The organism is Shewanella sp. 10N.286.52.C2, assembly GCF_002874545.1.
Taxonomy (GTDB): Bacteria; Pseudomonadota; Gammaproteobacteria; order Enterobacterales; family Shewanellaceae; genus Shewanella.
In genome coordinates, this window is record NZ_MCTV01000006.1 from 150,491 (window position 1) to 165,900 (window position 15,410).

The following is a 15,410-nucleotide window of genomic DNA, read 5'->3' on the forward strand; positions in this document are numbered from 1 at the left end:
GAGAATATTCTATAAACAAGGGAGCCTGTTAACTGATAAATACTTTAGTCATGGTGATTTTAAGATATACTTAGCCACTATTATTGGAACAAAGATGAAACTTTGAATAGTCGGCAATTTAAACGCTATTCAAATGATGAGGCATACATGAGCGACGTTACCACCGCTGAATTTAACGAAGATGGCAAATATATTCGTAAAATCAGAAGTTTTGTATTAAGAGAAGGCCGTTTAACCAAAGGCCAAGCAAACGCAATTGAAGCACATTGGCCTGCAATGGGTTTAGATTACACACCAGAAGCGATTAATTTAGCTGAAGTGTTTAAGCGTGATGCTGATACCGTATTAGAAATTGGTTTTGGTATGGGTGCATCTTTAGTTGAAATGGCTAAAGCGGCTCCTGAGTTAAACTACATTGGTATCGAAGTACATAAACCAGGTGTTGGCGCATGTTTAGTTGATGCCGGTGAAGCTGAAATTACTAATTTACGTGTTTATCATCATGACGCGATGGAAGTGCTTGAAAACAGCATTGCTGATGGCTCACTTGCCCGAGTACAATTATTTTTCCCAGATCCTTGGCACAAAAAACGTCATCACAAACGCCGTATTGTGCAAGCTGAATTTGCGCAATTAATTCGTCGTAAGCTTAAGATTGGCGGTGTTTTCCATATGGCAACAGATTGGGAAAACTACAGCGAGCACATGTTAGAAGTGATGTCTGTGGCTGAAGGTTATAAAAACCAATCAGCAACCAATACTGTAGTTGAACGTCCAGATCATCGCCCGCTAACTAAGTTCGAAGCCCGCGGCCATCGTTTAGGTCATGGCGTTTGGGACATAATGTTCGAACGTATTGCATAATTATAATAAAATATTGTTAAAATAAGCTATTTAATCAACTAACTAGGAAATAACCATGGCTAAGACCCGAACTCGCCGTTTACGTAAGAAACTACGCGTTGATGAATTCCAAGAATTTGGTTTTGATATCAACTGGACTTTTGATGAGTCAATTTCTGAAGCAGATATTGATAAAGCTGTTGATGAGTTCATTGAACAAGTCATTGAACCTCGTAAGCTAGGTTTCCATGGCGGCGGTCATAAAATGTGGGAAGGCATTATTGCAACACAAGAGATCGGTAAATGTACCGAAGAAGATGTTGCTGCTGTTAAAGCCTTCTGGGAAGCGAAAAAAGTGCCACAACTTGAAGTTAGTGCACTGTACGACATCTGGTGGGGCTAATATAGCTAATGCCTGAGCAAATATTGCTTGATGAAGTGGTCGACAAGGTTCGGCCACTTATTGGTTTAGGGAAAGTCGCAGATTATATTCCAGCATTGGCTGACGTAGATCCAAACAAAATAGCAATAGCAGTCACTGGCGCAGATGGTCACACCATTGGCGCTGGGGATTATCTTGAGCCGTTTTCCATTCAATCTATCTCCAAAGTATTCAGCCTTACTTTAGCGCTAAGTTTGTACTCCGAAGATGAACTTTGGAGCAGGGTAGGTAAAGAGCCTTCAGGTCAGTCGTTTAACTCATTGGTTCAAGTTGAGCTTGAACGAGGCATTCCAAGAAATCCATTTATTAATGCTGGTGCATTAGTGATAGCAGATTTAATTCAAGCGCGCCTTGGTGCACCTAAGCATCACTTGCTTGAAGTGGTTAGAAACCTGAGCGAAAACCCTCACATACTTTTTGATAAAGTTGTGGCTAATTCAGAATTTCAGTTTAGTGCCCGTAATGCCTCTATTGCCTATTTAATGAAGTCATTTGGTAATTTTAACGGCGATGTTGATACAGTATTAAAGAGCTATTTTCATTACTGCTCATTAAAAATGAATTGCGCTGACTTATCAAAAGCGATGTTTTATCTCGCCAATCGCGGTAAAAGCCTAGCAGGGGATCAAATCGTTACCCCAGTACAAACCAGACAGCTAAATGCACTGCTTGCTACCTCAGGTTTATATGATGGCGCAGGTGAGTTTGCTTATCGGGTTGGTATGCCAGGTAAAAGTGGTGTTGGCGGCGGCATTATTGCGGTGATCCCTGGGGACATGTCTATTTGCGTATGGTCGCCTGAACTTGATCAAAATGGCAACTCACTGGCAGGCACTCGCATGCTTGAGCATTTATCACAATCATTAGGTCGCTCAATTTTTTAAACTCGCTTATGTTGCTGGGCAAGTTTTTTATGCCCATTTTCAAATGTTAAGCTTGAAATCATCCATTGTCTTTTTAGTATCCTCATCCACGAGTTTGAAAATCATCTATTCTTAAATCTACCCATATAATAGCGATGATGAAAATTACCAACATTTGGCTTATTTCACACATAGTTAATATAAATCCAAATCTAAAAGCTAAACCTATTAGTTATTATCTGCTTTAAGTTATTGATAAAAAGCTTATTTATGTTTTTGGCACAGCCTGTGCAATAACTTGGTATCAGTCTAATTAACATTGAAACTAGATATCAAAACGTTGGCAGTAGCTTAGTGAGCAGTTTAGCCACTCGCCCCATTGATTATCTACATAACGATTAACAGCAAGGATAGAGCTAATGAATACCCAAGGTTTATTTAAAAGTATTGCACTAACTGGTTTAATTTTTACCGCAGGGGCTATGACGCCTGCGGTGGCCAAAATGTCCCTTGAAGATAATCAATGCAACGTGACCTTAAACTATGATGTTACCGTTGAGCCACAAAAATTATCCTTTAGCGAAAAAGGCGCTGAGGTTTACCGAGTCGAACTTGGAAAGTTATATATTGATGGCAACCAAGTTGCACTAAATGATAAGCAAGCAGCTTTGTTAGCTGATTATTCTGAGCAAGTATCTAAACAGATCCCAGAGGTAATTGATTTAGTTGATGATGCTGTTATTTTGGCAACAGATGCAGTGAGCATGGCATTAACCCCTATTTTTGGCGATGCCACCGCGGCTAAATTGGATGAGCTTTTAGCTGGAATTCAAAGCCGTGTTGACCAAGCAGCATATCAACAAGGGGATAAGTTTTATCTTGGCGCGACAGAGTCTTCGTTAGAAGAAGCATTTAATGAAGAGTTTGAACAAGAAATGGAGCAAATGATTAAAAACTCCATGGGCAGTTTTATGATGGCGCTAGGGGCTGAAATGATGTCTTCAGAAGGCGGAAGCTTTGATGAAAAAATGACTGCCTTTTCAAGCAAAATGGAAAGAATCGGTGAAGATGTTGAATTGCAGATTTCTGAGCAATCAGAGGCCATAGAAGCTAAAGCCAAAAAAGTCTGCGGTAACTTTGAGCAGTTAATGGTGCTTGAAAGTGAATTACGTCAATCCATCCCACAGCTATCTTCTTATGAATTAGCGACATTATCAGATACTGAGTAGCGGTAACCTTGTAAGTTCTAGCATTGTCAAAATGCACCTGACCTTCCCCTGTACCTTGTGCAGGGGCTTTTTGGTTAAACCATTCCTGCTTAAATTACCAATCAAAAACTTCACCCGCCAATCAAGCTCTAGTTAACTATCTGTTATTTGCGCTACTTTGTAGCGAGATATGCTAGCCGAGCTAGTCGTTTTTTGTCTAATTGCCACCGTTCAAGTTGAGAAAAAGTCATTAATATTACAGTTTATCGTAGATTTGTTCTGATAAAAAAATTGTATATTATAAATATAGAGCCATTTATACAATTTTTGGTATACTCCTAAAACTATAAAACTGTATGGCGTTAACCAATTAACTTGTTGTTTTAGTTTTGGTTGGCTATTCATGATAATGGACTATCAAAATTTAATTTCTTTTTGGGTGAGTGGCGCAACGTTTAAAGAACCATATAAAGTAGGTGGCGTTTATGCAGCATTGTCTGTAATAAGCGACATTACTTGGAACTCAAAAAATATTTTTAATGTCGTAAACAGCTTAAGGCGACTCCAATGTTAGAACTATTAGAACCTATTGCTATTTTTACTCATGTTGCTAGAGCCGGGAGCTTCAGTGCCGCTGCCAGAAGGTTGAGTATATCTAAGTCCAAAGTAAGTACTCAGGTTGCTGATCTTGAACATAAACTTGGGGTTCAACTCATCCAACGTACTACACGTAGTTTAAGTTTAACTGAAGCGGGTAACTTGCTTTACATACAAGGTGAGGAGTTATTACGTGATGCAGAGCAGGCCGTTGCTAGTGTGCATAATCTAAATGATGCCACCCGTGGTGTACTTAAAGTCGGTATTTCTCAGTCTTTTGGTACCATGCATATTATTCCTGCATTACCTGAGTTTATGGCACGACATCCAGAGCTTGAGCTACAAGTTAGCTTACTGGATCATAAAGTCGATGTGGTTAGTGAAGGTTTAGATTTACTTTTGACTATGTCTGAGCAGCTACCATTAGGTATGGTTGCAAGACCATTAATGAAGTGTCAGTTCTTATTAGTGGCATCGCCAGAATATATTGCCCAACATGGCAATATTTCTCGACCTGAACAACTTGTTGATCATAACTGTCTAGTCTACCAAGGTGAGTGGCATGAGCACAGCATGTGGCAGTTTAAGAAAGCTGATGATTACTGTGAAATTGGTGTTTCTGGTAACTTCCGGGTTGATAATGCACCAGCATTAAAATCGGCCGCGGTTAGCGGTTTAGGTATTGCCTACCTAGCAAGTTATTTACTTGAAGATGAAATCGAACAAGGTACATTAGTGCCGTTATTACCTGATTGGCAATTGACCAACAACTTACCGCTACAGGCTGTTTACCCAAGACGTAAGCACCTTGCCCCTAAAGTAAGTGCATTTATTGAATTTATTAAAGGTCATATTGGTACTACACCTTATTGGGATGGTAAGTTTGATCATTTATACAAATTACGTAAATAGCCATTCAATGGGGTTTCTAAGTCAGTAACTAAAACTGGAAACATTGTTCGAATTTTAAAACAAAGTCGCAACTTAAGTTGCGGCTTTTTTATTTGCACAATAAAAACAATAACTTGATTGTCTTGTGCTTGAAAAACGCTCAGGTTGTTTCTGTGCTGAGTTATTAATGGAGTATAAAAAGCTGCTTGAACTCTGTTCTTAAATCAATACAATAGATTTCAGTTGATTCGGAATGATTTGAGTCACGCATCTTGTTGAGAAATGACCCCTTTTCAGCTTTTTGTGCAAATCAGCAACTTCGCAAGTTTTGAATCACTGCTGGCAGAGGTTTTAAAATCAGAACAATGCCGGCTTTGAAACCATCATCCTAGTTTTAATTGGTTTACCCCAGACATTGTGCTGGGGTTATTTTTTCTGCCCTATAATATCCGCTTAATTTGTTTACTCTCTCGCCTTTGTACTTTTGTTCTCTTTTAAGCTGCCAATTGAATATATTTGTCGGGTATAGCATTTGTTAATGCACTCGTTATTGAACTTGTTATTGCCTTGGTAATTTATAGAGTGGCGCTCATTACTTAGATTTCATTACTTAGGCTTTAGTACGAGCCAAAAAGAAGGCCACTAAAAAGTGGCCTTAGATAACTTAATCGATTGGTTGATTAACCGCGATTTGAGTCTGCCGATTGGCTTAATAGCTCAGGTTTATTGGTTTGATTAATCCAATTGTCCACTTCAGCTTCTAATACATCTAATGGTACAGGGCCATTTTGCAGTACTAGGGTATGGAACTGACGAATATCAAACTTGTCACCTAATTTAAGCTTGGCGTTTTCACGTAGCTCTAACACTTTAATCATACCGACTTTATAGGCAGTAGCTTGGCCAGGCATCACCACGTGGCGTTCTACCATTTTAATGGCATCAGACTTAGCATTTGGGGTGTTGTCTACGTAGTATTGGATACCTTGCTCACGAGTCCATTGTTGAGTGTGGATCCCTGTGTCTACAACCAGACGACAAGCACGCCATAGCTCCATCGCTAAGCGGCCAAAGTCAGAGTAGGGATCAGCATACAAGCCCATTTCTTTAGGGAAGTATTCAGTATAAAGACCCCAGCCTTCAATATAGGCAGTATAGCCACCGAATTTTCTAAATTTAGGAATACCTTCCAGCTCTTGGGCAATGGCAATTTGCATGTGATGCCCAGGGATCCCCTCATGATAAGCCAAGGCTTCCATTTGGTAAGTGGGCATTGCTTTCATGTCATACAAGTTGGCGTAGTAAGTACCAGGGCGTGAACCATCGGGAGCGGGTTGATCATAGAATGCTTTACCAGCAGACTTTTCGCGAAAGGCTTCAACAGGTTTAACGATTAATCCGGCTTTAGGTTTAATATTAAACACTTCACCTAAGCGTGACTCCATATTATCAATTAGGTCTTTAGCTTCGGTAATGTAACGAGTTTTACCTTCATCGGTGTTGGGGTAATAAAATTGTTCATCATCACGCATGAAAGCCATAAACTCGGCTAAGTTGCCGGTATAATTTACTTTTTTCATGATCGCACGCATTTCATTATGAATACGTTCAACTTCTGCTAAACCTAACTGATGAATTGTTTCAGAGCTCATATCAGTCGTCGTAATACGATTTAGACGAGTATTATAAAAATCTTCGCCTAAAGGTAACTTCCACACCCCATCACGGCTATCAGCTTTGGCTTCTAATTCATGTAAATAGCTGATTAAATTGTCATACCCAGGTTTTACACTTTTAATTAAGGCTGTTTTAGCTGCCGCCAATAATTCATCTTTTTGAGCTTGGGTAATATCGAGCTTCTCGATTTTACGGTTAATATCACCCCATAGGGTGCTTTTAACTTCAGTATCAGTAAAAGGTGCACCCTTGATAATATTTTCGCTGTCTAAAATCACATAAGGGAAGACAAACTTTGGCGCGATAATATTTTTATCGGCGCGAATTTTTAATGCATCGATCACTTGCTCAGTTACATGCTTTACACCGTTTAAACGGCTAATGTAAGCCTGTGCATCACTGACATTTTCAACTTGATGTTGATTGATAAGGAAGGTAGCAATAAACGAATGACTACCACGCATCTGGTTTACAGGGTAATTATGGTAACGCCATTTATCATCGCTGATTTGCTGCTCTAAGCCTTGTTTCATTAATTTGTAGCTAAGTGCCGTTTGCTTGTCTAACTTAGCAACATTAATAGTTTCAAGTTGTTTTAAATGCTTTTTAGCTCTGGCTAAGTCTTCGTCAGCAGATTTATCACTAAAATCACCCCATTTGTCATAATCAGTTTTGATGCGTAAATAGGTTTGGGAAATCGGGCTAGCCATTATATTTTCCATGAACATACTTTCAAACAGCTCATTGGCTTTTTCTGACTCGGTGGTGGCTGTTTTTGTGGAGGCTACTGTATTGGTTAAAGGTTGGTGCGCTGCAGTGTGGGCGATTGCGGCGTTTGATAATAAGCTGGTTAAAGCAACGGCTATTAATGTCGTTTTTGTTGTTAGTCGCATAGGGTTTCCGTTAGCAAAGTAATAGAACAGGAGATCGATTGATATCCTAAATGACACAAGCATAAATGTATAACGTGAAATGTTAGCAATTGTGTCTTAAATGTTGCTGAATTTACAGGGTAAATGCGAAATGATTTATTTAGTGACTTGCAGGCACTTTGCTTAAAGCGCCAAGCTTAATGGGCAAAGGAAATCAAAAAAAGCCTAATGCATTAACCTTGTTTTATAAAGGTAATCCATCAGGCTTTTATATAGGCTAGTAATAAATAGGCTAGTAATAAATATGCCAGTAATAAGTAGACTAGTTATATAGGCTAGTAATAACTTTAATAAATCAGCTAGCTATAAAGTAGCTAATCTAAAAACTGCGACAAAATATCATTAACAAACATATGGCCTTTGGCGGTTAATTGCCAATGGGTCTCAGTTTCGGTTAATAAGCCTCTTTTAATTGATTTAGCAATACCTTCATCAAGCTCTGACACAGGTAAGCCGGTGCGCAGTTCAAATTCAGTTTTAGGGATAGCCGTCATTAACCTGAGTCGATTCATTAAATATTCAAGGGCGCGATCTTCAGCTAGCACTTCAGTAGTTTCACTGGTGTAATCTGACGTTGCTAGATAACCCTTCGGATGCTTAATTTTGACGGTGCGAATAATCTTATTGAGCTCAGGTTGAGTAATCTTGCCATGGGCGCCGCAGCCAATCCCCAAGTAATCGCCAAACTGCCAATAATTGAGATTATGTTTGCACTGAAATCCATCTTTGGCATAAGCAGAGATTTCATATTGCACATAGCCAAGTGCTGCTAGCTTCTTCTGTCCTTGCTCATAGATATGCCACAAGTTTTCATCGTCAGGCAATTGTGGCGGTTTAGAGTGAAATAAGGTATTTGGCTCTATGGTCAGTTGATACCAAGATAAATGCGGTGGCATTAACCCAGCAGCAGTATCGATATCGGCCATGGCTTCATCAAATGACTGATTCGGTAAGCCGTGCATTAAATCTAAGTTAAAGCTGTTGTAACCTGCATTACGGGCTGTATTAGCAGCGGTAACGGCTTCATCCTCATCATGGATACGGCCAAGAAGGTTGAGTTTATCTTTTGAGAAACTTTGCACCCCAATGGACAAGCGCGTCACCCCTGCAGCGCGATATGCGGCAAAGTCATCATGCTCTAACGTACCCGGATTGGCTTCCATGGTAATTTCAATATCATCTTCAAAACCAATGGCGGCTTCAGCACCGGCTAGAATGCGCTGTATTTGGGTGGCTTCAAATAAAGATGGCGTGCCGCCACCAATAAAAATGCTGTGAAGTTTTCGCCCTTGTACATAGTGAAGGTCGTGATTGAGATCGGCTAAAAGTGCATCAACATAAGCTTGTTGCGGTAATACTCCATGCTGACCATGGGAGTTAAAATCACAATATGGGCACTTTTGAACGCACCAAGGGATATGGATATATAAGCTCAGTGGTGGCAGAGATAATTTCGCTGATTGCATGATAGTTACTTAATAATCCCTTTGGCTTTCATAGCGTCTACAAGCAAAGTAAGTGCTAACCCACGGTGGCTCAACTGGTTTTTTTGCTCACTTGAAAGCTCGGCAGCCGAAATATCAAACCCCTGTGGAATAAAGATAGGGTCGTAGCCATGGCCTTGCTCACCTTGAGGGCTCAATCCTATAGTGCCTTCCCATGCCGCTTGGCAAACTATTGGGGTTGGGTCTTTAGCATGGCGCATATAAACCAATACACACTGAAAGCGTGCTTTGCGCTGTGTTTTGTTTGCTAATGCAGCAAGTAATTTAAGGTAATTGTCTTGCTCGCTGGCGCCTTCGCCGCCGTAACGGGCTGAATAAATCCCCGGTGCGCCTTGAAGGGCATCAACTTCTAAACCAGAATCATCTGCGATTGCGGCTTTACCAGTGATTTCTGCAGCGTGGCGGGCTTTAATAATGGCATTTTCAATAAAGGTGGTGCCTGTTTCAGCCACTTCTGGAACGTTAAATTGGTTTTGCGGTAAAACCTCAATATCAAATTGGGCTAGCATCTGATCAAACTCTGTTAGTTTACCTTTGTTACCGCTTGCTAAAACAATCTGTTGCATGGAATACCTTTTTATTAAATAAGGGGGCTGATGTTTTAAATAGTGCTTATGGGGTGAGCAGGCTTTGCAGTAAACTAAAACTCACATCAAATAAGTGGCATCTAGCCTTAAAAAAGGCTTAGTTTTCGCCTTGACTGGCTATTTAAATTTTCATCAATGAAATTGGCCTAATGATACCTAAGCACTGAGTTGATAGACAGCAGCAAAGGATAAAATAGCTATGGTTTGCGCAACTAAATAAAAAGCTAAACCTTGAGGTTTAGCTTGTTAAAAGTGCAAAATCATTTGAAATAAGCCGCTGTTTAGCCTTATTCCACATAAAATTTTTGTTTGAACTTTAACGATGTATTGAGCTTATTGCCGTACTTTATCGTCAGGTTAAAGTTGATTTGTTGATCGTCTCGGTATGGCACTTGGGCGATATAATAAATAGCATCGCCTTCACGGATTTCTTTAAACTCTAAATCCATTCGTGCATCAAGTAAGTTGTTGGCTACGCCAGCGATTTCAACAGCAACGGCGGGATTACCTTCTTTACTGGTATCTAACACTGCAATATTGACAATACCGTTGTAATTACTGCGTTCAATACCATAGGTTTTGGCAATAGCAGGGGTAATAAAGGTACTACCTAATGCCATGTAATGAATATCATAATTACCGACAGTCTGTTTTTGTTCTGCTTGAACGGTCGTTAGGGTACTCATTAAAATGACAAAGCTACATAAAAGGGTGCGAAACATAATCTAAATCCTTGATCGACTCTGTGTTGCTAACAACTGGCTTAATTGACCTAGCGGGTTAGTTTAGCCCTAGGTTAGTTAATCGTCGCGACGAAAGAGTTGATTCACTAATTGGAATGTAGACTTAAGTATAGAGAATTTTTAGCCAGATCACCCGTAATTGGATCATTTTGATGGATGATTTCAATAATGGATGATTTCACTAATCGATGCTTAGTTGCATTGGGCTATTATCTGCGATATTTCAGGCGGGATCTTTAACGGGCTAAGTATCTTCACTTGCTTATGACGGCCTTGAAGCCCTTTTAGAAGCATCACATCAGACTTTGGCACTTTAAAGGCTTTGGCTAAATACTTTATCAGGTGGCTATTGGCTTTACCGTCGATTGGCGGGGCTGTGATGGCGATTTTTATTTCATCACCATGTAAGCCCACAATTTTATCACGGCTGGCCTTAGGCTGAATATAAAGGTTCAGCAACAGGTTACTCTGTTGCTGAATAACGACAGGCATCAGCTTAAGCTCGCTCGGAGGTTAAAACGGAAAACATGAAATTTAAACCTGAGCCCAAAATGGAATGTATTGCGCTAACAAAATATTAAGGAAGTTCATTGCAATCAGCACTAACATCACCGATAAGTCTAAACCACCCATAGGAGGCAGGATACGACGAACAGGGGCTAAAAAGGGTTCGGTAAGTTGATCCATTACCTTCACAATCGGGTTGTGACCTTGGTTAAACCAGCTAAGCAGTGCGCGCAGAATGAGTACCCAAAACAGTAATACTCCAGCTTCTTTTAATACTGAAACCACAGTAAGAATACCAAGCATTAATGGGTCAAATAGCGCAGCAGGTGTCATAGCGGTAAGTATTGAATATTTTATAAATACCACCAATAAGGCCAGTACGATTGATGCGGTATCAATACTGCCCATAGACGGCAATACACGGCGCATTGGGGCTATGATAGGTTGAGTGGCTTTAATCACAAACTGGCTAAATGGATTGTAAAAATCAGCTCTGGCTAATTGTAGCCAAAAGCGCAGCAGGACTATCATAAGATAAAGACCAAAAACGGTATCGATTAAGAAATGTAGTGCATTCATTGAGTGTGCCTTAGTTGATCTGAAGTTGATCTAAAATTGAACTGAAAATTATCTTCACGGGCTATTTTCCATTAAATATCGTTTGTTTAAAATGTTTTTGCCATTTCTTGTGCCCGTTTTATGCAGTTTGTCATAGCTTTATCCACTAAACCGCGTAAATCGCCTTGTTCGAAGGTTTCAACCGCTTGAGCTGTAGTGCCGCCTTTTGAGGTAACATTATTACGCAAGGTTGCTAATGAAAGTTGTGGATTTTGAATCACCATTTGCGCCGCGCCTAATGCCGCCTGCTGGGCAAGCGCTCTTGCTGTGGTTTCATCCATGCCAGATTTAATGCCATGGTCAATCATAGACTCAATAAACAAGAAAAAATAAGCCGGTGAACTGCCAGCTAATGCAATCACTTGGTTAAGCTCGTCTTCTTTTTCAACCCAAACTATTTTGCCACCACTTATCATTAAGGTTTCGCAAATTTGTTTATGCTCTGCTGAAATGGATTCATCGGCGTATAAGCCTGTCATACCCACGCCAATTTGCGTTGGTGTATTAGGCATAGTGCGAATAAGGTTAATCGGTTGCTTAAAATAATCGACATAGCGCGCCGCAGGAATGCCTGCAGCGATAGTGATTAATAACTTTTTTGATAAATCTAACTGACTTAGTTGTTCACACACCATTTGCATTAACTGCGGTTTTACGCTGAGTACAATCACATCTGCATCATCTGCAGCAGCAATATTGTCGTGAGATACACCAATATTAAAATCGGCTTTTAACGCATCTAATTTACCAACACTGGGATTGGTGGCGTGAATACGATCTGCTGGGTAACCATTACTGACTAAACCACTGATAATTGAGCGGGGCATATTGCCTGCACCGATAAAACATACTTTTGCTTGAGTCATATTAAGGATCACTTTTAATTTTTATGTCGGCTGTTATTTGCTAATTGCTTATTTACTAATGTTTGGGCTATTGCTTACTAATACAAGCAGTAGCGGATAAATTTTAATTAATGATTTGGCGTTTTTGGCCTTTAGGGTTTATGGGTAATCTCGAGCGCCAAATATTGCGGTGCCAATTCTGACCATGGTAGAGCCATGCTCAATCGCCACCGCCAGATCATTACTCATGCCCATTGATAGGGTGTCAATGTCAGGGTATTGGCTTTTTAGCTGCGCAAAAAGCTGTTGCAGTTTGGCAAATTCTTGGCGTTGCAGAGCGATATCGCTGGTGGCAGTCGGTATGGCCATTAAGCCTCTTAAAGTCAAATTAGGGAGCGATGCTATCACCTTAGCTAAAGCGCTAACCTCGGTCGCTATCACCCCTGACTTTGATGCCTCTTCACTGATATTAACTTGAATACACACTTGCAACGGCGCTTTACCTGCTGGTCTTTGGTCATTGAGGCGCTTAGCGATTTTTTCACGACTTAAAGTGTGCATCCAATCAAAATGCTCGGCAACAATACGCGACTTGTTGGACTGCAAAGGGCCGATAAAATGCCACTCAATATCACAATAGTCATCTTTTAGTGCGAGGACTTTTTCTTCGCCCTCTTGGACATAATTTTCACCAAAGCAGCGCTGGCCCGCTTGATAAGCCTCAATAATAGCCGATATTGGCTTAGTTTTACTGACGGCAAGTAAGGTGACTTCTTCACTATTACGTGAACAATTTTGCGTCGCTTGTGCAATTTGGCTCTGGGCGATTGATATTCGGTCTGCTATTGTTGTCATATTGTTTTGATTTGTTTGAATGGATGTCATTAGTCATGGAAATAACTGAGTTACTTGCCTTTAGTGTAAAGCACAATGCATCAGATCTACACCTTTCTGCCGGTGTTTCTCCGATGATTCGCGTTGATGGTGAAGTGAGAAAAATCAACTTACCCGCATTAGACCATCAAGCTGTTCATGGATTAGTCTATGACATCATGAATGATAAACAGCGTAAGGACTTCGAAGAACATTTAGAAATCGATTTCTCGTTCGAAGTGCCAAACCTTGCCCGTTTTCGTGTTAACGCATTTAACCAATCCCGTGGGGCTGGTGCCGTTTTCCGTACCATTCCCAGCGATATATTATCACTTGAGCAGTTAGGCGCTCCTGAAATTTTCAAAAAGATTTCAAGCTTCCCTCGTGGATTAGTCTTAGTAACAGGGCCGACAGGTTCTGGTAAGTCTACAACACTAGCGGCGATGGTGGATTATATTAATAATGAACGCCATGACCATATTCTGACCATTGAAGACCCAATAGAATTTGTGCACCAAAATAAGCAATGTTTGGTCAACCAACGTGAAGTGCATAAACATACCCATAGTTTTGAAGCGGCGCTTCGAAGTGCACTGCGTGAAGATCCCGATGTTATTCTTGTGGGTGAGATGCGTGACCTTGAAACCATTCGCTTAGCAATGACAGCAGCAGAAACCGGTCATTTAGTTTTTGGTACCTTGCATACCACTTCAGCGGCTAAAACAGTTGACCGTATTGTTGATGTATTCCCTGCAGGCGAAAAGGACATGGTACGTACTATGTTGTCTGAATCTTTGCAGGCGGTTATATCGCAAACCTTAATTAAAAAGGTTGGCGGCGGCCGAGTGGCAGCTCACGAAATTATGATGGGCACGCCAGCTATTCGTAACCTTATTCGTGAAGATAAAGTCGCACAAATGTATTCAGCTATTCAAACGGGTATGTCTCATGGAATGCAAACCCTTGAACAGTGTCTACAAAACCTAGTCAATCGCGGCCTTATTAGCCGTGATGATGCCATGTCAAAAAGCTCTAACAAACAAGCTAACTTTTAAAGGAAAGTAAAATGGATGTGCATCCTTTTTTAAAGGTAATGGTTGACAGAAAGGCTTCAGATTTATTTATTACTGCAGGCTTTCCGCCCAGCGCCAAAATTGATGGTGAGCTAAGACCACTATCGGATAATAGCTTTAACCCTGAGCAGTCATTAGAGTTTGTTGAATCCTTAATGACAGAGGTGCAAAAGAAGGAGTTTCACGAGTCTCGTGAATGTAACTTTGCTTTTGCTGCAAAAGATTTAGGCCGTTTCCGTGTCAGTGCTTTTTGGCAACGTGAATCACCCGGCTGCGTGATGCGCCGAATTGAAACCAAAATTCCTGAAGTTGATGACTTAAAACTACCGCCGATCCTTAAAGACTTGGTGATGAGTAAACGTGGTTTGATCATCATGGTGGGTGGCACTGGTACTGGTAAATCAACTTCGCTGGCAGCATTAGTGGGTTATCGTAATGCCCATGCTCGCGGGCATATTTTGACCATAGAAGACCCAGTAGAATTTGTTCATGACCATCGCAAAAGTATTATCACCCAGCGAGAAGTCGGTATTGATACTGATTCATTTGATGCCGCGCTTAAAAGTTCGCTGCGTCAAGCGCCCGATGTGATTTTGATTGGTGAAATTCGTACTCAAGAAACCATGGAATTTGCCTTAACATTTGCTGAAACAGGTCACTTATGTATGGCGACCTTGCATGCTAACAACGCTAACCAAGCGTTAGACCGTATTATGCATTTAGTGCCTGAGAGCAAGCATAACCAGCTATTGTTTGATTTATCATTAAACCTTCGCGGTATTGTGGCGCAGCAATTAGTGGCAAAATCTGATGGTAGTGGCCGTAGGGCAGCAATCGAAGTGTTAATTAATACCCCACGTATAGCCAGTTTGATTGCTAACAATGAGCTGCATTTACTCAAAGAAACCATGGCTAAATCAAGAGAGCAGGGCATGCAAACATTTGACCAAGCCTTGTTGGATTTATATCTTGAAAAAGAGATTAGCTATGCCGATGCATTACATCACGCTGATTCACCCAATGATTTACGCTTAATGATTAAACTGCAAAGTAATGAAGCTAACTCGTCAGGGATGATGGATGGGGTGACATTTGATATGAATTAACGGCTAATGTTGGTTGTGCTTTTAACTATGTGTTCACATTAGTGTTAATCTCCATTGATATTATTAAATATTTTATAAAAAGGCCAAGGCGTAAGCCCTG

The 15,410-nt window shown here is 40.6% G+C and carries 15 protein-coding genes; 7 read left to right on the plus strand and 8 right to left on the minus strand.

Annotation, left to right across the window (positions count from 1 at the left end; translation table 11 throughout):
- Window positions 1–147 precede the first annotated feature (147 nt).
- The 5 genes from trmB (at window position 148) to BCU94_RS03785 (ending at window position 4,865) form a co-directional block, all read left to right on the plus strand.
- Complete coding sequence (gene trmB, locus BCU94_RS03765) at window positions 148–864, plus strand: tRNA (guanosine(46)-N7)-methyltransferase TrmB (RefSeq protein ID WP_102440641.1); 717 nt, start codon at window positions 148–150, stop codon at window positions 862–864.
- 55 nt (window positions 865–919) lie between these two features.
- Window positions 920–1,246 (plus strand): 50S ribosome-binding protein YggL, encoded by a 327-nt coding sequence (locus BCU94_RS03770; RefSeq protein WP_102440632.1) that lies wholly within the window; start codon window positions 920–922, stop codon window positions 1,244–1,246.
- Window positions 1,247–1,254: 8 nt separating this feature from the next.
- Complete coding sequence (gene glsB / locus BCU94_RS03775; protein ID WP_102440631.1) at window positions 1,255–2,169, plus strand: glutaminase B; 915 nt, start codon at window positions 1,255–1,257, stop codon at window positions 2,167–2,169.
- Between the two features lie 398 nt (window positions 2,170–2,567).
- The gene (locus tag BCU94_RS03780) at window positions 2,568–3,377 is read left to right on the plus strand and encodes a YggN family protein (protein ID WP_102440630.1); all 810 of its coding nucleotides are present in this window, start codon (window positions 2,568–2,570) and stop codon (window positions 3,375–3,377) included.
- A gap of 546 nt (window positions 3,378–3,923) precedes the next feature.
- Window positions 3,924–4,865 (plus strand): LysR family transcriptional regulator, encoded by a 942-nt coding sequence (locus BCU94_RS03785; RefSeq protein WP_102440629.1) that lies wholly within the window; start codon window positions 3,924–3,926, stop codon window positions 4,863–4,865.
- 659 nt (window positions 4,866–5,524) lie between these two features.
- Here the strand turns inward: BCU94_RS03785 and BCU94_RS03790 are convergent.
- The 8 genes from BCU94_RS03790 to BCU94_RS03825 form a co-directional block, all read right to left on the minus strand.
- On the minus strand, window positions 5,525–7,414 hold the full coding sequence (locus tag BCU94_RS03790; RefSeq protein WP_102475647.1) for a DUF885 domain-containing protein: 1,890 nt from the start codon (window positions 7,412–7,414) through the stop codon (window positions 5,525–5,527).
- A gap of 353 nt (window positions 7,415–7,767) precedes the next feature.
- Window positions 7,768–8,919 (minus strand): radical SAM family heme chaperone HemW, encoded by a 1,152-nt coding sequence (gene hemW, locus BCU94_RS03795; RefSeq protein ID WP_102475648.1) that lies wholly within the window; start codon window positions 8,917–8,919, stop codon window positions 7,768–7,770.
- Between the two features lie 5 nt (window positions 8,920–8,924).
- Window positions 8,925–9,524: an RdgB/HAM1 family non-canonical purine NTP pyrophosphatase gene (gene rdgB, locus BCU94_RS03800; protein WP_102440626.1), complete on the minus strand. Its 600-nt coding sequence runs from the start codon at window positions 9,522–9,524 to the stop codon at window positions 8,925–8,927.
- Window positions 9,525–9,832: 308 nt separating this feature from the next.
- Entirely contained in the window at window positions 9,833–10,267 is a 435-nt protein-coding gene (locus BCU94_RS03805) for a DUF4426 domain-containing protein (protein ID WP_102475649.1), read from the minus strand.
- A 213-nt stretch (window positions 10,268–10,480) separates the two neighbouring features.
- A complete protein-coding gene (yggU, locus tag BCU94_RS03810) occupies window positions 10,481–10,780 on the minus strand; it encodes a DUF167 family protein YggU (RefSeq protein ID WP_102440624.1) in 300 nt (99 codons plus the stop codon).
- Window positions 10,781–10,822: 42 nt separating this feature from the next.
- Complete coding sequence (locus BCU94_RS03815) at window positions 10,823–11,374, minus strand: YggT family protein (RefSeq protein ID WP_102475650.1); 552 nt, start codon at window positions 11,372–11,374, stop codon at window positions 10,823–10,825.
- Window positions 11,375–11,460: 86 nt separating this feature from the next.
- Window positions 11,461–12,279, minus strand: a complete 819-nt coding sequence (gene proC / locus BCU94_RS03820; RefSeq protein ID WP_102440622.1) for a pyrroline-5-carboxylate reductase — start codon at window positions 12,277–12,279, stop codon at window positions 11,461–11,463.
- 138 nt (window positions 12,280–12,417) lie between these two features.
- Window positions 12,418–13,113 carry a YggS family pyridoxal phosphate-dependent enzyme gene (locus BCU94_RS03825; RefSeq protein WP_102440640.1) on the minus strand — a complete coding sequence of 232 codons (696 nt, stop codon included), beginning with the start codon at window positions 13,111–13,113 and terminating at the stop codon, window positions 12,418–12,420.
- A gap of 35 nt (window positions 13,114–13,148) precedes the next feature.
- Between BCU94_RS03825 and BCU94_RS03830 the strand changes: the two genes are divergently transcribed.
- Window positions 13,149–14,186 carry a type IV pilus twitching motility protein PilT gene (locus tag BCU94_RS03830; protein ID WP_076542380.1) on the plus strand — a complete coding sequence of 346 codons (1,038 nt, stop codon included), beginning with the start codon at window positions 13,149–13,151 and terminating at the stop codon, window positions 14,184–14,186.
- Between the two features lie 11 nt (window positions 14,187–14,197).
- A complete protein-coding gene (locus tag BCU94_RS03835; protein ID WP_102440621.1) occupies window positions 14,198–15,310 on the plus strand; it encodes a PilT/PilU family type 4a pilus ATPase in 1,113 nt (370 codons plus the stop codon).
- The last annotated feature ends 100 nt before the right edge of the window (window positions 15,311–15,410 follow it).